The organism is Sporacetigenium sp. TC11 (assembly GCF_058146105.1).
Map to the genome: position 1 here is coordinate 1 of NZ_JBYVNY010000003.1, position 24,795 is coordinate 24,795.

The window sequence follows — 24,795 nt, forward strand, 5'->3', positions numbered from 1 at the left end:
GGTAAGACCCCAGAAAGACTATCTGGTTGATAGGTTCAAGGTGTAAGTTCAGTAATGGATTTAGCTTATGAATACTAATAGGTCGAGGACTTGACCATTAATATGCTGTTTAGTTTTGAAATTGCTAACTAATTTCAAACTACATGCGGGTGTAGCTCAACGGTAGAGTTCTGGCCTTCCAAGCCAGCTGCGAGGGTTCGATTCCCTTCACCCGCTCCAATAAAGATTATGTGGTTACAATAGCAAGGAGGATACACCTGTTCCCATTCCGAACACAGAAGTTAAGCTCCTTAGCGCCGATGGTACTTGGTGGGAAGCTGCCTGGGAGAGTAGGACGTAGCCGCGTAATTTTTTTTTGTATTTAAAAAAATATTTACAAGCTGTCACTATTTTAAGTGATTTTTAATAAAATAGTTAAAAGACCTTAATTAAGGTTGATTGAAGGTGACAGCATGGTAAAAATACTAGATATAGGTGGAAACTTATTTTTTAGAATAGTAGAGTTAATAATTTTGGCAACAATATATTTTTATGTATTTCCAGTTAGTTCTATTATTATTAACATTGGTTTTATATTTAGTATAGCATTTTACAGTATATTTTTTTACTATGGATATAAATCTAAAATGGGATTTACAAAGGGATTGTTAATAGGAGCAGTAGGATCTTTAGTTGCATTCACATTTGGTTTTTTTGCCTTATATCTTTATTTAGTTTCAGATCAACCAGCCACTGCTATATGGCTTATGTATCCATGGATAGCTCCAACAATATCAATAACTAAGATATTACCTAATAGTATAAATGATTTTTATCCTATAATATCTGTTTCTATATCTATATTATTAACTGGTATAGGAAGTTGGATAGGGAAAATAAAATAACAATAAAATACCTAAGCTCTTTTAAAAAGAGCTTAGGTATTTTTTATTGTAAAATAGTGATAAGATATAGATATTATAAGAATAATTATAAATCCTATCAACTACAAAGAGTTATATAAGTCGAAAGTATGTTCTGGGAGTATGTTATAATTAAATAAGACAATAATTAATATAGGTGATAATAATGAAATATATAATAGAAGGAAAAATAAGAAGTGGTAAAACCGGCAATGCAATAAACAAATACAAAGAGCTTATAAATAACAAAATTCCAAGTGAAGAAATACTAGTATTAATAGCTAATAGAAATTCAAAATTAAGATGGAGTAAAGAATTTGACTTTGAAATTTCTAGTGCTTTAAATGTATATACATATACCGGACTTATTCAAAAAGAGGTAGTTAAATATTGGCCAATAATATGCTCTAATTGTAATTATATAAAAAAACATAATATAAGACCAAAATTTATAACAAATAATTTAAGTGAATATATAGTTCACAGTTTTGTTGAAAATTATAGAGATATTAAAGGCTATTTTGGTGAAGTTACAGCTTCAAACTACCATATAACGAATAGTATATTATTCAATATAAATAAAGCATCACAGGGGCAAATACCTTTTGAAGAAATAGGAGATAGAATCTATTATTCCAAAGAAAATAAAGAAACAATATCAAAATCTACTTACAGAGAAATGGATGAAATGATAAACTTATACATTGAGGAAATGTTAGGAAATGGAATAATAGATTATTCTCTTAGCGTTTATTTGTATAACAATTACTTATCAAATGATGAAGCATATAAAGCTAACTTAAATAAAAGTATAAAGTATCTTATAGTAGATGACTTAGAAACATGTTCAGTATCCCAAGTAGATTTTATAGATAGTATTATTGATAATCTAAGTGAAGTATATATGTATATAAATCCATTAGGAGATTATACAAGCTTTAGTGGTGTAGATATTAATTATATATATAAAAAATTATATAGCAAATGTGAATTAATAAAGCTAGGAGATACAACTGATAATACAATTTTTAATAATATAGCGCAAGTGGCACATGAATTAGCATTACAAGAAGATATAAATCACAACCTACTAAAAACTATAGATATAGAAAAACATATAGAAATTGATGTATCTAATCAATTACATAGTGAAATGGTATCTAGTATATGTAATAAAGTTATAGAGTTAATAAATAGCGGGGTGAACCCAAGTAATATAGCTATAATATCTCCAATTAATGACATAACTTTAGACTACCAACTAGAAAACATATTAGCTAAAAATAATATAAGTTTACACAATACTAAAAAAGATAGAAGAATTATAGATTACCCCTATGCTCACGCATTAATGGTAGGTGCTTGTCTATTTTATAATTGTGAGAATTTATTAAATGAACAAGATCTAATAAATTTTTATTCTATATTGTTTAATATAAATAAAATAAAAGCCTCAAAAATTATTAGAGGTGAATTAGATTCAAAAGAATACGATGATTTTAAACTTTGGATTAAAAGTAAGAAAAATGATGATGTAAATATCTATGAATTTTTAAGAAGATTTTATTTAGAAAAACTAATTATGCTTAAAAATGGACGGGAAAACATAGAGATATGTAAAAAGCTAATAGAAGAAAGTGAAAAGTTTATAAATATATTAAAAGATTTAAAGATAAAACAAAATAATAGTTATGAACATATATTTATTGATTGTTTAAAGAGAAATATAAAGGATTATTATACAATTGGCGATATTGAAGAATTAGAAACTAAAGAATGTGTTATCTTAACCACACCATATAATTATTTGAGTTCTAATATAAATAGTGATATTCAAATGTGGGTTGATATAACTAATAATACATGGAATATGAAAAATGAAAAAGAATTATCTAACGTTCATGTATTGAGAAAAACACATAAAGAAAAATCTTTGTATAGTGAAGAAATGGAAGCTGGATATAAAAGATACTATCTAGCCAATACACTAAATTGTTTACTAAGAAAGTGTAATAAAAAGGTGTATGCCTATGGAAGTGAATATACAGTAAATGGGTATGTACAAGAAAGTTTATTATATACTGTTTTACTAAGACTTATAAATAAAGGTGAGTAATATGAATGTTATAAATTATAGAGAAGACCAAATACCTATTATTAATTATGAAGGTGGAACTATGGCAGTTCCAGCTGTTCCTGGAGCAGGAAAAACATTTATAGTTACAAACTTAGTAGCTAAACTTATAGAAGAAAAAAAGCACAAACCTGGTAAGATACTTATACTTACTTATATGAACAGTGCAGTAAATAACTTCAAAGGGAGAATAGGTAAGATACTTCAAGAAAGAGATATAAAAGAAAGTAATTCTTATGAAGTAATGACAATACATTCCCTGGCAGTTAAGATAATAAAAGAAAAGCCAGATACAGTTATGTTAAACGAAGAGTTTAGCATAGTTGATGACCTTAAAAAGTATCTGATATTAAATGAATGCATCCAAAATTGGAGAAATAACGGTGGAGATAGAATATTTAAATGGTTTCTCAAGGAACAAAAAGATGCTAAATGGATACAAATATCTTATGAAAGTTGGGAAAAGGGGTTCTTTGATGTAGTAAGTGCTATTATAAGTGACCTTAAATATAAAGATATATCACCTCAAACTCTAAAAGAAATAGCATGGGATGATAATAATTATAAGGGTTTTTTAAGATGTATTGCACCTATTTATTATGAATACGATAAAAAGTTAAAATCCCATGGACTATTGGATTATGACGATCTACTTATATTAGGATACAAGGCATTAAAAAGTGATACAACATTAAGAGAAAAATTCCAAAAAAGGTATACATATATATTTGAAGATGAATGTCAGGATTCTAATGAAATACAAGGAAAGATATTAAAGTTAATATATGAAAATAATAATAACATAGTTAGAGTTGGAGATGTAAATCAAAGTATAAACGGAACATTTTCATCATCAGATCCTAAGTTCTTTAAAGAATTCATGAAAAAAGCAGATGTCTGTTATAAGATGGACATGTCTAATAGAAGCTCAAAAGATATAATAGAACTTGCCAATAATCTTGTAACTTATGTTAGAAGTAGTTTGCTTGAAATAAAATGCAAAGATGCACTTCAAGATATGAACATAAGAACTGTACCTAAGGGCATGGGGTATAAGGAAAATCCTGAGCCATCAAAATATGGAGTAAACTACAAGTGGTATAAATCATGGGAAGATGAAATAATAAAAACTGTTAAAAATATAAAGTGGATTAAAGAAAACTATAAAGATAAAAGTATAGGAATATTAGTTCCTTATAATTCTCAAATAAAAGAAGTCGGAGAAATATTGACCAATGAAAATATTGAATTTGATGAACTTTCATCAAATTCCGCTCAAAGAAGAAAAGTAATAAATTATGTTGGATATATATTAGATTTCGTATATAACTGCTATGACATAGAAAAATTACTTTGGGTTCTAGATAAAATATTTATTAATACTGATAACAAAATAAGTAGAGAAGAGTTATTAAGATTTTTAGGTGAATATACAAGTGAAACTATATTATATGATTTAGATAATATATTAGAAAATATAGGAATAGATCCAAATGAGGAAATATATAAAGATTTAGTAAACGGAATAAATACTTTACGAGATATATTAGAATATCCATCAATAAAGATAGATGAGTTTGTCCTTTATATAGGAAGCAAATTAGATATAAATATACAAGAAAAGGCTATGGTAGATTACTTGTCTTATTATGTTAAGTATCTAAGCTTAGATAACTTAAATATGAGTATAAAAGATGTGTATGAAATACTTTTAGATGATAGAAATAGGGTATTTAATTATATAAGCGATATAATATATGAAATGAATGGATATGAGCCTAAGCCTGGAGGAATAACTGTTTGTACTTATCATAAGTCAAAGGGAATGGAATGGGATTGTGTTTTTTTATTGGACTTAACAGACTTTAAATTCCCGGATAATACTAAACAAAAATTCCAAGGAGAACATTGGTATTTAAAAGATAAGTGGAAAAATCCAGTTGCAATAGGCAAATCAGAAATAGACTCTATAATTACAGGGGATAGACATGAGGACTATCTAGAAAAACACAAAATAGAAATAATAAATGAAAAAATAAGGTTACTATATGTAGGAATAACAAGAGCAAAGGAATTTTTGATATTGTCAGGTCATGAGCTAAACAATCAAAAGAAAAAACAAAACCCTTGTATATACTATAGAAACTTAAGCAGATATATAAACACTAAAAGAGGTGAAGCTAATTAATGGATAAAAGAAAGTTAAACAGTTTTTATTACAGCCAAAATTCAATTAATACATTCAAAAGCTGTCCTCTAAAGTTTAAATATAAATATATAGAAAATATAAATTGGAAAAGCGATGATATAGAAAATAGAGATTACTATGAAAGTCTAGAAATGGGAACTGAGTTTCACCTTGTTTGTGAAAGGTACTTTGACAACATACCTACAGGGTTAAGCAATGAAACTAAATATGAAAAATTCATAAAATGGCTAGATAAAATAAAAGAACTTATACCAATAGATGATAATGACAAATATATACCTGAATATGAAATAAGATACAAAAAAGATGATATAAAATTACAGGCAAAATACGATTTAGTAGTTATAAAAGAAAATAAGGTAGAGATTTGGGATTGGAAAACAGAAAATAGAAAACTAACATATAAAAATGCTGAAAGTAGAATTCAAACTATTGTATACTTATATGTTTTAGGAGAATCGTTAAAAATCTTATTTAATAAAAATATACCTTATGAAAATATAACTATGAACTATTATCAGCCTGATTATATGGACGATCCTATATCGATAAAATACAGTTTGCAAAAAAGAAAGTCTTATGAAGAAAAGCTTAAATTTTATATAAATACAATAACATATAGCGACTTTTATATTCAAGACAATGAACTTCAAAATAATAAACATTGTAGTTTTTGTGAATTTAATAAACTTTGTAATAACAAAGACATAAGCTACAACTATAATGAGGATGTGATAGAGTGAGTTTGAAATTTATATACGGTAGATCGGGAAGCGGAAAAACTACATATTGTATAGAAGAAATAAAAAATAAATTAAAAGAAGATAAGAAGACACCTTTAATATTGTTAGTTCCAGAACAATACACATTCCAAGCAGAAAAAAGACTTAGTGAGCATATAGATAAAGATCCTTATTTTAGAGCTAGAGTGCTTAGTTTTAAAACAATGAGCAATATTGTGTTTACTGAATGTGGAGGATTAACTCATGTATATATGGAACCTGGTGGAAGGGTTATGCTAATATACAAAATAATAGAAAAGTTAAAAGACGAATTAAAGATATTTTCAACTGCTGCATCTCAACAAGGATTTATAAGCAATATATCAGATATTATATCAGAACTTAAGCAATATAAAATAAGTCCTGAGGAACTTAGAATTGCATCTGCTGATATGGAAAATGAATTTTTAAAATCAAAATTACAAGATATAAGCAAAATATATGAGGAATTTGAAAATAGATTACATGAAAAATATATAGATTCCCAAGATGCACTTGATATGTTAGCTAAAAAATTTGAAGACTGCGCTTATTTTAATGGTGCGGAAATATATATAGATGAGTTCACTGGATTTACTCCGAGCCAATATGGTGTAGTAGAAAAATTGCTACAAAAAACAGATGTAAATATAACATTAGTTACAGATACACTACACAATGGGGGAAGTTATGATAAAACTGAAGTTTTTGCACGTACAAATTTTACTGAAGATAAACTTGTAAAATTATGTTCTAAAATAAATGTTAAAATTGAAAAACCTATAAACTTAAATGAAAATGATTTAGTAAGATATAAAGATAATATAGAACTTAGCCATTTAGAAAAATATTACCATGCTTATCCATATAGAACATATAAAAATGAAACAAACAATGTATGTATATTTGAATCTACTAACTTATACAGCGAAGTAGAAGAAACGGCCAAGGATATAATAAGACTAGTCAGGGATAAGAACATAAGATACAGAGATATAACTGTTGCAACTAGAGATTTAAATAGATATTCAAATCTTATAGAATCTATATTTAATGAATACGACATACCTTCATTCATAGATGAAAAAAGAGAAGTAAAAAGTAATCCAATAGTAGTTATTATTGTATCGGCTTTGGAGATGTATTCTAAAAGATACAACTATGAATCTGTGTTTAGATATTTAAAAAGTGGACTTATAGGTATTGATAGAGATGATATAAGTTTAATAGAAAATTATGTACTTGCAAATGACATAAAAGGTAAGAAGTGGCTTGAAGATAAATGGAATTATAGACTAGATTACAATCTAGAAGATGATATAAGTGAATACGAATCATATGTTATAGAAAAGGTAAATGAAATAAAAAACAAAATAATGCCACCAATAATTAAGTTCCATGGGAAACTAAGGGGAAGAAACAAAGTAAAGGATATATGTAAATATGTATACGAGTTTTTAATAGATGTAGATATTCCTAATGTACTAGAATTAACTATAGAATATCTAAAAAGTAAAGACGAACTAGATATAGCAAATCAGTATTCACAAGTTTGGGATATTGTTGTAGATATACTAGATCAAATGGTTGAAATTATAGGAGATGAAGGGATACCTCTAGATCAATTTATAAAAATAATAACGTCTGGATTTGAAGAATACGAAATAGGAGTTGTACCTCCTACATTAGACCAAGTACTTGTAAGTAGTGTAGATAGAATGAAAAATACTAATACAAAATACTTCTACTTATTAGGAACTAATGACGGTATTTTTCCACTTGCAGCAAAGGATAATGGATTATTAAATGATATGGATAGAGAAAGGTTAAGTCAAGCTGGAGTAGAAGTAGATATAGACAGTAAGAGAAAAACCTTTGAAGAACAATTTTTAGTGTATAAAGCCTTAACTTTAAGTAGTGAATATTTAAGAGTTAGTTATCCAATAGCCGACCATGAAGGAAAAACTCTAAGACCATCTATAATAATATCTAGACTTAAAAAAATATTTCCAAATATAAAAATAGAGACAGACATAATAAAACCAGATATAAATAAAGATGAAGATATACTAAAGCTTATAACAAGAGAATTACCTACTTTTAATGAGATAATAAGATCTATAAAGTCATGGGATGAAAATGATTATATAAACAATATATGGTTGGATGTTTATAAGTATTATATAGACAATGAAAAATACAGTGATTTAACTAGTAGGATTATAGAGGGAATATACTATACAAATCAAGTTGAAAGTGTAGATGTAGAAAAATTAAAGAAATTATATGGAGATAAAATGTACTTTAGTGTATCAAGACTTGAAAAATACGCTCAATGTCCTTTTGCTTACTTTGTACAGTACGGGCTAAAGGCTAAGGAAAGAAGAGAGTATTCATTTTCGGCACCTGATTTAGGTACATTTATGCACAATGTATTAGATGAATTTTCAAACTCAATAGGGGAAGATAAATTATCTTGGAAAGATATAGATAATAAGTATATAGAAAATAAGGTATCAAAAATAGTAGACAAGATGATATCAAAAATACCTGGATATATTCTAGAAAGTTCAGCAAGATATAAATACTTATCTCGTAGGCTAAAAACAATATTAATAAATGCTATAGAAATAATAGCAGAACAAATTAAAAAGGGATCATTTGAACCACTAGATTATGAAGTTGGATTTGGATACGAAGAAAAATATCCTCCTATAAAAATAGTATTAGAAACTGGAGAAGAAATAGATTTAAGAGGAAGAATAGATAGAGTTGATGTATTTGAAAAAGAAGAGATCAGTTATATAAGAATAATTGATTACAAAACAGGTAATAAATCTTTAAGCTTATCTGATATATACTATGGACTTCAACTACAGCTTTTAGTGTATTTAGATGCAATAATTGAAGGTGCAAAAGAAGAGGATAACAACTTAAATCCAGCTGCAATATTATATTTTAGAATAGATGACCCTATTATAAGTGCAAAAGAAAATATGGAAGATGAATCTATAAGAGAAGCTATAATGAAAAAGCTAAAAATGAAGGGGTTAGTAGTTAAAGATACTGATATAGTAAAGGAAATGGACCACGACTTAGAAGAAAAATCTAGTACATCATCAATAATACCAGCTTCTATAAAAAAGGACGGAACTTTAAGTAGTAAAACCCATGGTGCAACTTATGAAGAGTTCGATATACTTAGAAAATATGTAAAGTCAACTATAAAAGATTTATGTGAAGAAATGTTAAGTGGAAATATTATGATAAAACCATATAAGAAAAATAAATCTACATCTTGCGAGTACTGTAAATATTCAGCTATATGCCAGTTTGATGGATCAATAAAAGATAATAAATATAGAAATATGAACGATAAAAAAGACGATGAAGTACTAGAACTTATGAGAAAGGCGGTTGAGACTAATGAGTAGCCCTAAATGGACAAGAGAACAACAAATGGCTATAGATGCTAGAAACAGTAACTTATTAGTAGCAGCTGCTGCTGGTTCTGGTAAAACAGCTGTATTAGTTGAAAGAATAATAAAAATAATAACCGACACTGATAATCTAGTTGATATAGACAAACTTTTAGTTGTGACTTTTACTAATGCAGCAGCATCTGAAATGAGAGAGAGAGTAGGAAATGCCATATCAAAGGAATTAGATAAGAATCCTGAAAGCAGACATCTACAAAATCAACTTGTTCTACTTAACAAAGCAAATATAACTACTATACATTCATTTTGCCTAGAAGTTATAAGATCTAACTTTCACAAGATAAATTTGGATCCCAACTTTAGAATAGGAGATGAAACTGAAAATGCTTTATTAAGGCAAGAAGCTATATCAGAAGTTTTTGAAGAATACTATGAAATAGAAGATAAAGATTTTTTAAACTTAGTTGAAAGTTATGCAGAAAGAAGGGGAGATAGTGGCCTTCAAGAAATGATACTTAGTATATACAACTTTGCAATGGCATCGCCTTATCCTAAGCAGTGGTTAAATGAATCCGCAGAGAAATTTAATATAGAAAAAGATTTTGATTTTGGTAAATCAATTTGGGCAGAAACTATAACTGAAAACATCAAAATAGAAATATACGGGATGGAATCTCAAATGTCAAAGGCATTGGGATTTATAGAAAATATAGAAGAGCTAGAAAAGTATACACTTAAGTTTAGAGCTGAACTTGAGGGAATAAGGAATATACTTAAAAATTGCGATATATCTTGGGATAATCTATATAGTTCTATGATAGATATGAAGTTTGAAAATTTCAGAGGGGTGAGACTCCCATCTGATACGGGAGAATACATAAAAGAAATTAGAGATAAAGCAACTGCAATAAGAAAAAGAGTTAAGGAAAAATTAGAAAAAACAATAAAAGATACATTTAATAGAGATAAAGAAGAAATAAAAGTGGAAGTAATATCACTTTATCCATTTATGAAGACGATTAGTAAGGTAGTACTTGGATTTAATGAAAAGTATTCAAGAAAGAAAAGAGAAAGAGGAATAATAGATTTTAACGATATAGAACATTTTGCTCTTCAAATACTTATAAATAATGATGAAGAGGAAAGTAAGCCATCGGATATAGCACTTCAATATAGAGAAAGATTTGAAGAAATATTTATAGATGAATATCAAGATAGTAATCTAGTACAAGAAGTGCTTTTGAGTACTATAGCAAAAATAGATATTCCTAATAGATTTATGGTTGGAGATGTTAAACAAAGTATATATAGATTTAGACAGGCAAAGCCAGAGATATTCTTAGAAAAATACAATAGATACAGCCAAGATGAAAGTGCTCACAGTAAAAAAATAATGCTTTATAAAAACTTTAGAAGTAGAAAAGAAGTTATACAAAGTGTAAATTATATATTTGAAAATATAATGAGTAAAAATGTAGGGGAACTTGAATATACAGAAAATGAAAGATTAAATCTAGGTGCAAGTTTTAAAGAAATAGAGGATACAGATACAATAGTAGGAGGGCCTACAGAAATACATATAATAGAAAAAACTAAGGGTAAAGGTATTAGCGATGAAGAGTCTAGTGAAGACATAGAAGATAATATAAACGAAGACGAAGATGAAGAAATAGATAATATGCAACTTGAAGCTAGAATGATAGGAAATATAATAAAGGACTTAATGAAAGAAAAAGAAGATGGAAAGATATTTAAAGTGTATGATAAAAAAATAGATAACTATAGGCCAGTTCAATTTAAAGATATAGTTATATTATTAAGAGCTACATCTAATTGGGCTCAGATATTTACAGAAGAACTTAACAATCTTAATATACCTACTTATGCAGATACATCAATAGGTTACTTTGACACTATAGAAATAAAAACAATAATATCATTACTTCAGGTTATAGACAATCCTATGCAGGATATACCTTTACTTTCTATATTGAAATCACCTATATTTGCATTTACTCCTGAAGATATGATAGATATTAGAGTTGAAGAGCCAGAAAAGAGTTTTTATGAAGCTATTTTAAGTTTCTCTCAAGGAGAAGATGATAGAACTCATAAATCAAGGGAATTTATATCAAAAATAAAGATGTGGCAAGAAAAGTCACTTTATATGGATACAGATGAGTTTTTATGGCATCTTTATAAAGAAACAGGGTACTATGGATATGTAGGGGCATTGCCTGGTGGATCTCAAAGACAAGCTAACTTAAAGGTATTATTTGAAAGAGCTAAACAATTTGAAGAAACAAGCTTTAAGGGATTGTTTAACTTTATAAACTTTATAAATAAACTAAGAAATGTAAGTGGAGATATGGGAAGTGCTAAGACATTAGGTGAAAATGCAGACGTTGTTAGAATAATGAGTATACACAAAAGTAAAGGTCTTGAATTCCCAGTTGTAATCTGTGCGGGAATGGGGAAAAACTTCAACATGCAAGATATAAGAAAAAATATTTTATACCATCATAGATTAGGATACGGTCCACAATTTGTAGACTTTGAAAGAAGAATAGCCTATCCTAGTATAGCCAAAGAAGCTCTTAAGAAAAGATTAAATGTAGAAAGTTTATCTGAAGAAATGAGAATATTATACGTTGCATTTACTAGGGCAAAAGAAAAGCTTATAATGACTGGTTCTGTTAGAGATATACAAAGAAGTGTAGATAAATGGTCTGAAAATGCAGATAGTCAAAATCCACTTCCAGAATATGAAATATTAAAAGGTAGAAATTTCTTAGACTGGATTGGACCTTCAATAATGAAACACAAAGACTGTAATGAATTGAGAACTATGTCAAATTTAGATTGTAATGAATCTATTCATGAATCTAGGTGGGAAGCTAAGATATGGTATCCTGATGAATTAATAAAAAGTGAAAAAATAAAAGATGAAAAGAAAAAGGATATAATTGAAATCCTAGAAAACATGGACTTTAGCAATGATAAAAGTGACTACGGTGATATTATAAGAACTAGATTGTCATTTGAATATCCATATAAAGATGCTATAGACATTCCTACATCCCTTGCAGCTACTGAAATAAAAAGGGTACAAGATAATGAAGATAGCGTTGAATATAAAAATATGTTTAATAAAGTTACAAAACTTAAAAAGCCTTTATTTATACAAGAAGATGAAGCAAAAAGTAAAATAAGTGGTATGGAAAGAGGTACTATAACCCATTTAGTTATGCAAAAGCTAGATTTAACTAAAGTAGGAAATATAAGTGATATAAAAGAGCAACTAGATAATTTAGTAAAAAATGAAATAATAACAAAAATACAAAGTGAAGTAATAAATCCATATAAAATATATAATTTCTTTAAATCAAACATTGGGCAAAGAATGTTAAATTCAGAGTTTTTGAAAAGAGAACAAGCCTTTTATATTCAATTTAGAGCTACTGAAATATACAAAGAACTAGAAGAAAAGTATGAGAATGAGTATATAATGGTCAGGGGTATAATAGATGCTTATTTTGAAGAAAATGAAGAAATAGTTTTAATAGATTATAAAACAGATTATGTAGACGCACAAAATAAAGCAGAAATTATAAATAAATATAAAAAACAACTAGATTTATATTCAAATGCACTACAAAAGCTTACAGGAAAAAAAGTAAAAGAAAAATATATATATTTATTTGGAATTGATGAAGAAGTGAAATACTAGAGAATTTTTGGAGGGATTATATGAGATTTATCCATACATCAGATTGGCATCTAGGAAAACACCTAGAAGGCCATTCAAGATTACCTGAACAAGAAATGTTTTTAGAGGACTTTGTAAGTACGGTAGAAGAAAACAATATAGATATGGTTATAATAGCTGGAGATATTTACGATACTAGTAATCCTCCAGCTCAAGCTGAGAAACTATTTTATAAAACTATAAAAAAACTTGCAAACAATGGCCAAAGACCGATTATTATAATAGCTGGAAACCACGACAATCCTGAAAGACTTTCAGCTGCAAGTCCTCTTGCCTATGAACATGGAATAATGATAATGGGAAATCCTAAAAGCAAGGTAGAAATTGGGGTATATGAAGGATTTAGTATATTAGAAAGCGGAGAAGGATACCTAGAAATAGATATAAATAAAGAAAAAGCAGTAATTTTAACACTTCCTTATCCAAGTGAAAAAAGGTTAAATGAAGTTTTAGGTGACTCATTTGATGATGAATCTAGACAAATAGGATACTCAGAGAAAATAGGACAAATATTTAGTGATTTATCATCTAAATTTAGAGATGACACCATAAATTTAGCAGTATCACACGTATTTGTATTAGGGGGAGAAGGCTCAGATTCAGAAAGACCTATAGAGCTAGGTGGAAGTCTAGTTGTAAATAAAGAACATTTACCGCAAAATGCCCAATACATAGCACTTGGACATTTACATAAACCACAAAAAATATCTGATAAATTAAATGTATACTACTCAGGATCACCGCTTCAATATAGCAAAAGTGAAATAAGTTATTCAAAATGCTCTTATATAGTTGATATACATCCTAAGGAAAAAGCTAATGTGGCAGAAGTTTATTTTAAAAATTATAAGCCCATAGAAGTATTTAAATGTAATTCTATAGATGAAGCTATACAAAGATGTGAAGAAAATAAAGATAGGGATATATGGGCTTATTTTGAAATTAAAACCGATGAAGTAATACCACAGTCTACAATTAAAAAGATGAAAGAATTACTTCCAGATATAATAGAAATAAAACCTATAATAGCCGGTATTGACGATTATGAAGAAAATATAGATATAAAAGAAATATCTATGGCTGAGTTATTTAAAGAGTTTTATAAAAACACAAGGGAATTAGAGCCAAAGGGAGAATTAATGGATTTATTTTTAGATATAACTAACGAAGAAGGAAGTGAATACGATGAAGCCCATTAAGCTCAAGCTAAGTGGATTAAATAGTTATATAGAGCATCAAGAAGTAAATTTTGAAAAGCTTACAGAAAGAGGTCTATTTGGAATATTTGGACCTACAGGTAGTGGCAAGTCTACAATACTAGATGCTATAACTATAGCTATGTATGGTCAAATACCTAGAAATACAAAGGAATTTATAAACTCATTAACCGATAGTGCAAGTGTTAGTTATGAATTTGAAATAGGTAGGGGAAGTTTAAGAAGAAGATTTATAATAGATAGAAATATAAAAAGAAAAAAAGACGGTGGATTTCAAACTACATTATGTAGAATAGTTGAGGTATACAGTGATGGAAATAAAGAAGTACTAGCTGATAAATCTACAGAAGTAAATAAAAAAGTAGCAGATATAATTGGACTTACATCTGAAGATTTTACTCGTTCAGTAGTTTTACCTCAAGGAAAATTTAACGACTTTTTGAAGTTAACAGGGTCTGATAGAAGAAATATGTTAGAGCGTATATTTGGCCTTGAAAAGTACGGAAGAAATTTAACTGATAAAATAAGAAAAAGAAAAAATACACAAAATGAAGTACTAAATGAATTAAAGGGGAAGTTGAGTCAGTATGATAATGTAACTGAAGATTTATACAAAGAAACTGAAAATGAGTTTAAAAATTTAAAATTAGAAGAATCTAAACTAAGAGAAGAAAGTATATTACTTGAAAACGAGTATATAGAAAGTAAATCTATATATGAAACACAAATTACACTTAGCAAATATATAACTAAGAAAGAAGAACTAGATACAAAACATAGTGATATAAATAATAAAAAGGAAAAATTAGAAAATGGAAAAAGGGCAATAGCTATAAATCCATATATAGAAAGTGTAAATAAGCTTGAAAAAGATATAAACTCATACGAAAATAATATTGAAAATATAAAAAATGAGCTTAGAATAATACAACAAAGTATAACAATAACACAAAAGCACTACAGCGAAGCATATGAGAAAAAAAATAACCAAATTCCATTTCTTCTAAAAAATCAAGAGAAACTAGAAAATGCTATAAAACTAGAAGAAATAGTTGAAAAATTAGAAAATGAATTACTTGAGTTAAGAGCCAAATACAATATAGAAATATTACAAAAAAATAAATTAGAAAATGAATTTAAGGACTTAGCTAGCAAAAGAGATATAGTACTAAGAAAAATAAAAGATATAGAATCTAATATAAACGAAATAAATATAAGCGCAGATTTAAAACAGAAGATATACGAGGGAGCAAATATAGAAAAAGAATATAATAACTTAGTTAAAGATAAAAAAGAGAAAGAAACAAAATTAGAAAATATTAAAAAGGAATTACAAGGTACAAAAACTAACTATGAAAGAATATCAAAGCTTAAAAAAGATATAGATATAAAAGTAGGAGAGCTTGTAGAAAAACAAACAAAACTTGAAAATAACTGTCCTGGAGATAGTAATTTAATACTTAGTAAAAACGAAGAATTAATGAATTTAAAAACAAAATTACAACAAGCAAAAGAAAATCAAAACAAAAAAGATGAACTGCAAAAGTCTTTAACTGAAATATTAGATGCAAGATATAAACATGATAGAGAAATACCGGTATTATCTTTAAATATAGAAACTAAAGAAAAGCATATAGCAGAATTAGAAAAAGATTTGGAAAATCTAAGGTATTTAAATTTAGCAAGTGGACTGGCAAAGGAGTTAAAAGAAAATAATCCATGTCCAGTTTGTGGATCTACCCACCATCCAAATCTAACTTCATCAAATAAAGATATGGAAATAGCACACAAACAAGAAAGATTAGCTATTTTCAAAGAAGATTTAAGCAGTCTTAAAAGTAAATTAGATTATATAAAACCTCAAAATGCTGTATATATATCTCAAGAACAACTTAAAAAAGAAGAAATAGAAACTATAAAGTCTAAATTAGAAGGAATGGATATTGGAGAGTTAAATAATTATGTTAACTCTCTACAAAATGAGGTTGTATTATTAAAAAATAAAATAGATGAATATGATAAATCTAAAAAAGAAGTAGATAGTTCTCTTGTTAAGTATAGAGAAGAAAAATCTAAAATAGATCAAGAAGAAGCAAAATTATATCAAAATATAGAAAGTAATAATAAGATCTTAAATGAACTAAAAATAGAACTTGAAAATATAAATAAAAAATATGATGAAGTTAAAAACAGTTATAATCAATATAAACATAAACTTCAAATAGAAAATATATCTCAAAAATTAGAGCAAATAAATATAAATGAAAAGAAAATAGAAGAACTTAGAATTAATTTTGATAATTTAAGTAAACAGAGAGAAATTTATGATGAAAATATAAACAGTATTCAAGAAAATATACAAAAACATAATACAGAATCTATAATGCTAAAAGAAGTAGGGTCTGAAAAAAGAAAACAAAAAGACCAAAACCAAAATGAATTACTTAGCATAACTAAAGGAAGCAGTGCTAAATCTTTATTAGAAAAAGTAATTGATGAAATAAATATTATAAATAAAAATGAAGAAAGCTTAAAGGTTAAACTTGAAAGTGAAAAAACACAAGAAATAACTAAAATAAGTGAAAAAGATAAAATAGAAGAAAGACTAAGGGCTTCTGTAGATCATCTAAAAACTCAAAATGAAGCTCTTCATAAATTATTAGTTGAAAATAAATTTAGTGATATATACAAAGTTATGCAGTGTTTAATGGATAAAAATATAATGGATGATATAGAAAAAGAAATAAAATTATATGAAGAAGAGTATCAAGCCATTTCTTTAAACATATTAAACTTACAAAATAAGTTAGATGGAAAGAGTATAACTGATGAAAAATACAAAGAATTAGAAATTAAATTAAAGGAATTAAAACATAGTTTAAATGAAAAAACACATGAAATAGGAAGTAAACAAGAAAGGTTAAACAATATAAGACAGGCTTTAGACAAAGTTAAAGATATAAGTAAAAACTATGAAGAAGCCGATAAAAATATGGATTTACTAAACGAACTTGATAAAGTAACTCAAGGAAATAAGTTTGTAGAATATGTAGCTACAAATCAATTAAAGTATATAGCTATAGAAGCTTCTAAAAGGTTAAAGAATATAACTAAGGGTAGATATGCACTTGAACTAGATGGAAGTGGTAACTTTATAATGAGGGATGATTTTAATGGTGGAGTTAGAAGATCTGTAGATACATTATCTGGAGGAGAAACATTCTTAACATCATTATCACTTGCACTTGCATTGTCATCACAAATACAGTTAAAAGGAAGTGCACCACTGGAGTTCTTCTTCTTAGATGAAGGATTTGGAACATTAGACAGTGATTTGTTGGAGATAGTTATGCAATCACTAGAAAGGCTACACAGTGATAAGTTAAGCGTAGGTATAATAAGCCACGTTGAAGAACTTAAAAATAGAGTACCTGTAAAACTTATAGTAACTTCAAGTGAAGCAGGGTATGGATCTAAAGTTAAAATAGAATATAGCTAAAAAAGAAGCGTCTACAGGGGGAGTTGTAGACGCTTCTTTTTAAATATATTGATCAGGGGGAGAGATGTATGTATTCCGCTCTCATATTTTAATTATTAACAAAAATGAAATATTTATACCTAAATAATAAAAGAAATTATAAAAAATTAAGTTGCTATGACTTTAAAATCATAGCAACTTATGTATTATTTAATCTTCTTCTCTTGACATATGCTTCTTCTTTGGACCTGCTGGATTTTCAATTAGTGTAGCAAATACAAATTCATGACGATGTTCATCATTTTCTGAAGTTCTTCCACTAGCAAAGTGTACATGTTTTCCATCACCAACAAATATAGCAGGACCTGTTTCATCTTTAACAAAATGGAAATGTCCTTCTTCACCAGGTAATTCAAAGAAATCAGTTCTTGTGCAGAATCTATGGATATGGTTTCTTTGACCATTTACAGTTACCTCAATTACTTCATCAGTAACGCCTGCAAATCTATGATTATGTCTATCTTCATCTTCTTCTGCGAATCTAGTGCTGCCTAAAAATTCATGAACATGAGTTTGTTCTTCTGAGTGATCGCATGACTGTTTACCTGCATAATAATATGCACGATCATCATTACATTGTTTTTCATTTTCTAAAGTGCAATTTTTTTCTTCCATAAATAAATCTCCTTTTAAATTATTATAAATTAAGTAACATTAATTATATATTTCTATTACCTATAAATGTATATGTACTAAGTGTAAATTGTATTACATAAAAAATACCACTAAGTATATTAGCGGTATTTCAAAGTATATCTTTATTTTGGATCAGCAGGAGCACTGCATCTTTCAGGCTTAATCATGGCTATATAGCATATAGATGTAACTATAAGGTCATAATTTTTAGGAGCTACATCGTCATCGTCTATCCAAACAACATCAGCATCTAATGATATAATTCCTCCATCAACATCACTACTTCCACCTGTTTGATTATTTAAATCTAAAGAAACGCATGTTCCAGCAATTCTCAATTCATTTAGCTTTCTAGCTATAGTATCTTTACAACAGCAGTCAGGATTATCCTGAAGACTAAATGCTGCTTGTATTTTTGCTATTATAGAAGCAAGAGTAACGCCGGTAGGAAGATCTAAATTTATACCTATATAGTATATTGCACATGTAGATACATATCTAAATTCATCAGGCTGATCTGTTTGGTCCTGTACCTTAACTATATCAATATTGTTTATATCAGTTGGATCAGGATTTAAAATAGTAGCTCCTAGAACTAAGGCTGATGAGTTTATACCAAATATATCTAATCCATTATTTGCTATATAATCATTATCTTGCAATTCTTGTTTTATAAATGCTAAAGCTTTAGACATCCCTGCATTACAGCAGCAACCATTATCGCCACCGCCATTTGGAGGAGGGCAGTCCCCACAGTCTACAACTACATTTATTGGACCAACTGAAGGTTGACAAGTGAAAGTATCACAACATTGTTCTTTATCTTTCCAGATTTCATCAAAGCAATTCTTTTTATCTTTCATATTTATATTATCCTCTCTGTAGAAAAAATTGAAAAATTTCTTAAATATTTTTTATTATTAATCTGGGAATGTTATTCTTCCTGGTTCAAACCAAGCTATTCTACATAGAGGTATTGCAACAAATTCACAGTTTGTACTTGCACCTGCACATACTTCAATCCATACTATATCATCACAAACTAATCTAACAATACCAGTAGTATCGACTAAGCTTGCATTTGCATCATCTAAATTTATTGTAATTTCTTGGTTAATTCTAGCTTGTAATCTTTCTCTTAAACCTGGATTACAACAGCAATTAGTTTTTACACATCCACAAGCTGCGCTATTTAATCCGTTAGGTAGTTCATCTGTATCAAGTCTTATTTGATATATAGCACATAAGGATACAACTCTATTAGGATCATCATCAAGAATAACAAAATCTATAGTAAGTGTAGTTATATTTCCACTGCCTAATATACCTGGGGCACCTGATCTAAAACCTCTTATTTCTACTTCTGCACCTTGACTTCTTAAAAAGCTTAGTGCTTCAAATATACCTTGTTGGCAACAACATAGTTCGCGTTCACAATCACCATTTTTATCTTTCCATATCTTATTAAAACAATTTTCTTTATCTTTCATATTCTTATTATCCTCCCTGAAAATTAATTGAAAAAATTTAAAATGCTTTTTTATTATTTAATTTCTTTCTACTCTCATTAATAATATATTAAAGGTAGTAAAGATTGGTGCTAGTATTAACACCAATCATTTTCACAAGAATCACACCAAGGAGATTTTTTATGCTTTGAGCAACAAGCATTATTATTACAAGAAGTACAGTTAATAATTTGATCTGATGCTATTTTCAAAACTAAGCAAGCTAGTTCGTTTACTAAAATTTCTAAGTCATTTATGTTTTTAATTAAGTTGCAGAATATGCACTCAAAAGTTGCATCTCTACATTCAAAGTCAGGTGATGCACATAAAATTTCTAGAGCTATTAAATCTAAGATTATACTTATTATCTCTTCTATTATTTGTAGAAGTAAGCATAGTAACTTAGATAGAAGTTCGCATCTTATATCTTCAAAATCAAACAAACTTAGTTGAACAAGTAGCTTTCTAAAGTTTCTCAATATACAGCATAGTCTTTCTCTTTGAGCTAAATAAGAGAAGTTAGTATTACAGAAAGTTAAATCTGTATCACATATAACAGCTATTAAAAAGTCGAGTAGACCTAAAACTTCATTGCCATTTCCATCATCATCACAATTAAAATTATTATCAGAATCATTTTTTGATGTATTACCTAGAAGATCTGATACAATATTTTGGACTGGATTTGATTCTTTATTTTCCTTTGAATTTAAACTATTTATATTTAAATTTAATCTTATTTCCATTAAGTCATTAACAACTAATTTTAAATTATCTTGTAATGGCATATTTACACCTCCTATATATTTATAACGGCATTACATGTTTTATAATAGATATTGATATAGCAGTAGGTACACTACATTTATCTTCAATGATAAATATAGTATCATGAGTTACTGTACATATTGTTCCTTGAACTACTTTAGTTTTTCTATTGTTTTGAAGTAGTAGTTTCACTTTTCTTTTGGACTTCATTAATACTTTGAAATAGTCATTAAAATCTTCAAATGATTTGCAGTTAAAAGAGGAACAAGGATTTAATACTTTTTTATCGCAATCACAATTTTCCCAACTATGACACCAATCACATTTATTTTTACTAAAAATCATATTAAGCACATCCTTTATTTATAAAAAGTCCCTGATTAACAGGGACTTTTATTAAAATTACTAATGTTTTTTACAGCTACATTCATTCTTCTTGTCACAGATTTTTTTATCAAATACTGGTCTAGTTCTTTCAGACTTTGTAGCTACGAAACAAGGTGTACATTCATCTATATCACAAGATATTAATGCTATTATTAAGCAAGATAAATCTCTTACAGATTCTTCTAGGCAAGTAATTTCTCCTATTAAGCTACATACTAGACATTCAAAGAAGTTTTCATTATCTCCTAAGAATGAGTCTAATACTATAAGTTTTATAACTATGCCTATTAATATAGCTAGTGCTTCTACTAGTACACACAATACTTCAAATAATATCTCTAAGCACTCATCAGCGTCAGGGCAAGTTATAGCTCTTACTCTATCAGCTAAAAGTCTTATTATGCAAACTAATCTCTCTATTTGAGCTAAAAAACCATATTGTGATCCTGTAATAAAGTTATTTTGTATACAATCTGCAAGTGCATCAAGTACATCTGCTAATGCCTCTGTATTATCTGTAGTTACTATATTACAGATATCAACTGTAGCACCAGAAACAGGTAAATTATCTAAAAAATCTTGTATATCATTAATAAAGTCATTTAAACATGCTACCTGTCTAGTCATATTTTTTTCCATAATATTAAAACACTCCTCATTAATTTATTTTTTTATATTTAAAAGGTTTTTTATACCTTCTGATATCAATATATGAGGACAAGGAAAAATTGACACAAAAAATAAGATAAACGTATAATAATTTTTATACGTTTATTTCATCACAAATAATGTGCAAAATAGCTGTATAAGAATTCTTATACAGCTATACTATTTATTTAATTAAAGTATTCAAGAAACTAAAGATCTGAAGAATTGTCTACAGAAATATAGTCTATTCAACAAGTAAGATTAACAGGGACTTTTATTAAAATTACTAATGTTTTTTACAGATACATTCATTCTTCTTATCACAGATTTTTTTATCAAATACTGGTCTAACTCTAGCAGCCTTAGTAGCTACGAAACAAGGTGTACATTCTTCTATATCACAAGATATTAATGCTATTATTAAGCAAGATAAATCTCTTACAGATTCTTCTAGGCAAGTAATTTCTCCTATTAAGCTACATACTAGACATTCAAAGAAGTCTTCATTATCTCCTAAGAAAGAGTCTAATACTATAAGTTTTATAACTATGCCTATTAATATAGCTAGTGCTTCTACTAGTACACATAATACTTCAAATAATATCTCTAAGCACTCATCAGCATCAGGGCAAGTTATAGCTCTTACTCTATTAGCCAAAAGTCTTATTATGCAAACTAATCTCTCTATTTGAGCTAAAAAGCCATATGGTCCTGTAGTAAATTCATTTTCTATACAATCTGCAAGGTCATCAAGTAAACCTGCTAATAATTCTGTGCTGTCTGTAGTTATTATATTACATATATCAACTGTAGCACCAGAAGGAGGAAGTAAAGCTAAAAAACCTTGTATAGAGTTAATAAATTCATTTAAACATGATACTGGTTGAACCCTATTTTTTTCCATATTCAAAACACTCCTCAATATTTTAATTTTTTAGAAGTTTTTTATTCCTTCTTATATAAATATATGAGGACAAGACAATATTGACACAAAAAATAAGAAAACCGTATAATAATTTTTATACGGTTATTTCATCACAAATAATGAACCAAAATAGCTGTATAAGAATTCTTATACAGCTATACTTTCTTTTTGAATTTATTATTATATTTTTAAATATTATATTACGGTAACAATATTTATTATTTATTTAATCATTTTCTCTAGTTTTGTTATTTTTCTTATTGTTTTTTTTATCTTTGTTTTTGTCACTTTCTGTACTTTTATTTTTATTACTTTTTTTATCTTTGTCATTATCTTTATCTTTATTATTCGTACCTTTGCTTTTGTTGTTATCTTTACCTTTATCGGAGCCTTTATGTTTACTTGGCTTGTCTTTATCCTTTCTTAAATCTTCATTCATCTGACAATTCCTCCTATTAAATTTTAATTATAAGGAACGTGGTCCTTATAATTAAGATATATGAATTAATGATATATAGTGTGACGAAAATAAGACAACCATGTAAGATTTTACATGGTTGCCTTGTATAATTAAGATATTTAAGAAATTAACCTGCTGGGCAAACGTCTACATTAATAAAGTCTATTCCACAAGTAGGGTATACATAAAAGTCATTCTCATCGATAACAAATATTGCAGCATCAGTAGCTTTTACTATATCACGTACATCAAAGCAATTTGCGTTTGGATCAAACTGAGCAGTAGTATCCAAAATAAAGCATAATTCAGGTGTAACAAGATTAAGTTTCTTTACAGAATTTACTGTATCTGCTATTCCATCTGTACAACAACATGGGCTTAACTTGCAAGCTGAACGGATTAGACACTCTATTTCTTCTTCAATTTTTTTACGTATTTCATCGGAAAAAGTTGAAAGATTAACAAAGAATCTAACTATATTACATAATGGAACAAAGCTAGTAACTGGTCCACCAAAAGTTTCAGAAATATACACTATATCTTCTGTTACCTTAGTAATAAATACATCATCTAATCGAGCAGTTCTAGTAGTTATTCTCACCGCTACATTTCTATCTTCAAATATTTTTAATATACATCTTAATGTTTGTATATTACAACAACAGTCTTTTCTAAAATCTTCACTCATTTAACAATTCCTCCCATTAATTTATATTTATAAGGAGCGTTGTTCCTTATAATATAGATATATGAATTAATGAACCATAATGTTATAAAAATAAAACAACCATGTAAAATTTTACATGGTCGTCTTGTCAAAATTAAAATATTGATATATTAAGCTGGGCAAACGTCTACATCAATATAGTCTATTCCACAAGTAGGGAATACATAAAAGTCACTTTCATCTATAACAAATATTGCAGAACAAGTAGCTTTTACGATATCACGTACATCAAAACAGTTTGCGTTTGGATCAAAGTCAAAAGTAGTATCCAAATTAAAGCATAATTCAGGTGTAACAAGATTAAGTTTCTTTATAGAATTTACTGTGTTTGCAATTCCATCTGTGCAACAACATGGACTTAACTTGCAATCTGAATGTATAAGACATTCTATTTCCTCTTGAATCTTCTTACGGATTTCAGATGAAAAAACTGAAAGATTAACAAAGAATCTAACTATACTGCATAGTGGAACAAAGTTAGTAACTGGGCCACCAAAAGTTTCAGAAACGTACACTATATCTTCTGTTACCTTAGTAATAAATACTTCGTTCAGTTGGTTAGTTCTAGTAGTTATTCTTACTTCTACATCTCTGTCCTCAAATATTTTTAATATACATCTTAATGTTGCTATATCACAGCAACATTCTTCTTCTTTGTCATGATCTTTGTCATTACAATGTCTTTTACTTTTGTTATGGCAGCAATCTTTGTCATGGTCTTTATCTTTGCACTTATCTTTGTCATGGTCTTTATCTTTGCACTTAT

The 24,795-nt window shown here is 27.9% G+C and carries 18 protein-coding genes, 1 tRNA gene and 2 rRNA genes; 11 read left to right on the forward strand and 10 right to left on the reverse strand.

Annotation, left to right across the window (positions count from 1 at the left end; genetic code table 11):
* The 11 genes from ACUSRV_RS05840 to ACUSRV_RS05890 all read left to right on the forward strand — a co-directional run.
* Window positions 1–98: ribosomal RNA gene (locus ACUSRV_RS05840) — 23S ribosomal RNA — on the forward strand; the annotation flags it as partial.
* A 47-nt stretch (window positions 99–145) separates the two neighbouring features.
* Window positions 146–219, forward strand: a tRNA-Gly gene (locus tag ACUSRV_RS05845).
* A gap of 10 nt (window positions 220–229) precedes the next feature.
* Window positions 230–346 (forward strand): 5S ribosomal RNA (gene rrf / locus ACUSRV_RS05850).
* A gap of 106 nt (window positions 347–452) precedes the next feature.
* Entirely contained in the window at window positions 453–884 is a 432-nt protein-coding gene (locus ACUSRV_RS05855) for a hypothetical protein (protein ID WP_490140996.1), read from the forward strand.
* A gap of 184 nt (window positions 885–1,068) precedes the next feature.
* A complete protein-coding gene (locus ACUSRV_RS05860; protein ID WP_490140997.1) occupies window positions 1,069–3,018 on the forward strand; it encodes a hypothetical protein in 1,950 nt (649 codons plus the stop codon).
* Between the two features lies 1 nt (window position 3,019).
* Complete coding sequence (locus ACUSRV_RS05865) at window positions 3,020–5,224, forward strand: ATP-dependent helicase (protein ID WP_490140998.1); 2,205 nt, start codon at window positions 3,020–3,022, stop codon at window positions 5,222–5,224.
* Window positions 5,224–5,988 carry a PD-(D/E)XK nuclease family protein gene (locus ACUSRV_RS05870; RefSeq protein ID WP_490140999.1) on the forward strand — a complete coding sequence of 255 codons (765 nt, stop codon included), beginning with the start codon at window positions 5,224–5,226 and terminating at the stop codon, window positions 5,986–5,988. The genes ACUSRV_RS05865 and ACUSRV_RS05870 overlap by 1 nt, the downstream gene beginning before the upstream one ends.
* A complete protein-coding gene (gene addB, locus ACUSRV_RS05875; protein WP_490141000.1) occupies window positions 5,985–9,440 on the forward strand; it encodes a helicase-exonuclease AddAB subunit AddB in 3,456 nt (1,151 codons plus the stop codon). Before ACUSRV_RS05870 ends, addB begins: the two co-directional genes overlap by 4 nt.
* On the forward strand, window positions 9,433–13,176 hold the full coding sequence (addA, locus tag ACUSRV_RS05880; protein ID WP_490141001.1) for a helicase-exonuclease AddAB subunit AddA: 3,744 nt from the start codon (window positions 9,433–9,435) through the stop codon (window positions 13,174–13,176). Before addB ends, addA begins: the two co-directional genes overlap by 8 nt.
* A gap of 20 nt (window positions 13,177–13,196) precedes the next feature.
* Window positions 13,197–14,414: an exonuclease SbcCD subunit D gene (locus tag ACUSRV_RS05885; RefSeq protein WP_490141002.1), complete on the forward strand. Its 1,218-nt coding sequence runs from the start codon at window positions 13,197–13,199 to the stop codon at window positions 14,412–14,414.
* Entirely contained in the window at window positions 14,401–17,931 is a 3,531-nt protein-coding gene (locus tag ACUSRV_RS05890; RefSeq protein ID WP_490141003.1) for an SbcC/MukB-like Walker B domain-containing protein, read from the forward strand. The genes ACUSRV_RS05885 and ACUSRV_RS05890 overlap by 14 nt, the downstream gene beginning before the upstream one ends.
* Window positions 17,932–18,120: 189 nt before the next feature.
* Here the strand turns inward: ACUSRV_RS05890 and ACUSRV_RS05895 are convergent, their stop codons facing one another.
* The 10 genes from ACUSRV_RS05895 to ACUSRV_RS05940 all read right to left on the reverse strand — a co-directional run.
* Window positions 18,121–18,585 (reverse strand): YmaF family protein, encoded by a 465-nt coding sequence (locus tag ACUSRV_RS05895; RefSeq protein WP_490141004.1) that lies wholly within the window; start codon window positions 18,583–18,585, stop codon window positions 18,121–18,123.
* A 143-nt stretch (window positions 18,586–18,728) separates the two neighbouring features.
* Window positions 18,729–19,469 carry a hypothetical protein gene (locus tag ACUSRV_RS05900; protein ID WP_490141005.1) on the reverse strand — a complete coding sequence of 247 codons (741 nt, stop codon included), beginning with the start codon at window positions 19,467–19,469 and terminating at the stop codon, window positions 18,729–18,731.
* 57 nt (window positions 19,470–19,526) lie between these two features.
* Window positions 19,527–20,096 (reverse strand): hypothetical protein, encoded by a 570-nt coding sequence (locus ACUSRV_RS05905; protein WP_490141006.1) that lies wholly within the window; start codon window positions 20,094–20,096, stop codon window positions 19,527–19,529.
* A gap of 116 nt (window positions 20,097–20,212) precedes the next feature.
* Complete coding sequence (locus ACUSRV_RS05910; RefSeq protein WP_490141007.1) at window positions 20,213–20,902, reverse strand: hypothetical protein; 690 nt, start codon at window positions 20,900–20,902, stop codon at window positions 20,213–20,215.
* Window positions 20,903–20,921: 19 nt separating this feature from the next.
* Window positions 20,922–21,227: a hypothetical protein gene (locus ACUSRV_RS05915; RefSeq protein ID WP_490141008.1), complete on the reverse strand. Its 306-nt coding sequence runs from the start codon at window positions 21,225–21,227 to the stop codon at window positions 20,922–20,924.
* A gap of 60 nt (window positions 21,228–21,287) precedes the next feature.
* Window positions 21,288–21,908 (reverse strand): hypothetical protein, encoded by a 621-nt coding sequence (locus tag ACUSRV_RS05920; RefSeq protein WP_490141009.1) that lies wholly within the window; start codon window positions 21,906–21,908, stop codon window positions 21,288–21,290.
* 295 nt (window positions 21,909–22,203) lie between these two features.
* A complete protein-coding gene (locus ACUSRV_RS05925; protein ID WP_490141010.1) occupies window positions 22,204–22,821 on the reverse strand; it encodes a hypothetical protein in 618 nt (205 codons plus the stop codon).
* Window positions 22,822–23,068: 247 nt separating this feature from the next.
* Window positions 23,069–23,281 carry a hypothetical protein gene (locus ACUSRV_RS05930; protein ID WP_490141011.1) on the reverse strand — a complete coding sequence of 71 codons (213 nt, stop codon included), beginning with the start codon at window positions 23,279–23,281 and terminating at the stop codon, window positions 23,069–23,071.
* Between the two features lie 148 nt (window positions 23,282–23,429).
* Window positions 23,430–23,990: a hypothetical protein gene (locus ACUSRV_RS05935; protein WP_490141012.1), complete on the reverse strand. Its 561-nt coding sequence runs from the start codon at window positions 23,988–23,990 to the stop codon at window positions 23,430–23,432.
* A gap of 149 nt (window positions 23,991–24,139) precedes the next feature.
* A partial coding sequence (locus ACUSRV_RS05940; protein ID WP_490141013.1) for a hypothetical protein occupies window positions 24,140–24,795 on the reverse strand: 656 nt, incomplete at its 5' end.

Excerpts from the sequence above, each read along its gene's own strand:
- ACUSRV_RS05855 (WP_490140996.1), top strand. The coding sequence starts at position 453 with ATGGTAAAAATACTAGATATAGGTGGAAACTTATTTTTTAGAATAGTA.
- ACUSRV_RS05860 (WP_490140997.1), top strand. The coding sequence starts at position 1,069 with ATGAAATATATAATAGAAGGAAAAATAAGAAGTGGTAAAACCGGCAAT.
- ACUSRV_RS05865 (WP_490140998.1), top strand. The coding sequence starts at position 3,020 with ATGAATGTTATAAATTATAGAGAAGACCAAATACCTATTATTAATTAT.
- ACUSRV_RS05870 (WP_490140999.1), top strand. The coding sequence starts at position 5,224 with ATGGATAAAAGAAAGTTAAACAGTTTTTATTACAGCCAAAATTCAATT.
- addA (WP_490141001.1), top strand. The coding sequence starts at position 9,433 with ATGAGTAGCCCTAAATGGACAAGAGAACAACAAATGGCTATAGATGCT.
- ACUSRV_RS05885 (WP_490141002.1), top strand. The coding sequence starts at position 13,197 with ATGAGATTTATCCATACATCAGATTGGCATCTAGGAAAACACCTAGAA.
- ACUSRV_RS05890 (WP_490141003.1), top strand. The coding sequence starts at position 14,401 with ATGAAGCCCATTAAGCTCAAGCTAAGTGGATTAAATAGTTATATAGAG.
- ACUSRV_RS05895 (WP_490141004.1), bottom strand. The coding sequence starts at position 18,585 with ATGGAAGAAAAAAATTGCACTTTAGAAAATGAAAAACAATGTAATGAT.
- ACUSRV_RS05900 (WP_490141005.1), bottom strand. The coding sequence starts at position 19,469 with ATGAAAGATAAAAAGAATTGCTTTGATGAAATCTGGAAAGATAAAGAA.
- ACUSRV_RS05905 (WP_490141006.1), bottom strand. The coding sequence starts at position 20,096 with ATGAAAGATAAAGAAAATTGTTTTAATAAGATATGGAAAGATAAAAAT.
- ACUSRV_RS05910 (WP_490141007.1), bottom strand. The coding sequence starts at position 20,902 with ATGCCATTACAAGATAATTTAAAATTAGTTGTTAATGACTTAATGGAA.
- ACUSRV_RS05915 (WP_490141008.1), bottom strand. The coding sequence starts at position 21,227 with ATGATTTTTAGTAAAAATAAATGTGATTGGTGTCATAGTTGGGAAAAT.
- ACUSRV_RS05920 (WP_490141009.1), bottom strand. The coding sequence starts at position 21,908 with ATGGAAAAAAATATGACTAGACAGGTAGCATGTTTAAATGACTTTATT.
- ACUSRV_RS05925 (WP_490141010.1), bottom strand. The coding sequence starts at position 22,821 with ATGGAAAAAAATAGGGTTCAACCAGTATCATGTTTAAATGAATTTATT.
- ACUSRV_RS05930 (WP_490141011.1), bottom strand. The coding sequence starts at position 23,281 with ATGAATGAAGATTTAAGAAAGGATAAAGACAAGCCAAGTAAACATAAA.
- ACUSRV_RS05935 (WP_490141012.1), bottom strand. The coding sequence starts at position 23,990 with ATGAGTGAAGATTTTAGAAAAGACTGTTGTTGTAATATACAAACATTA.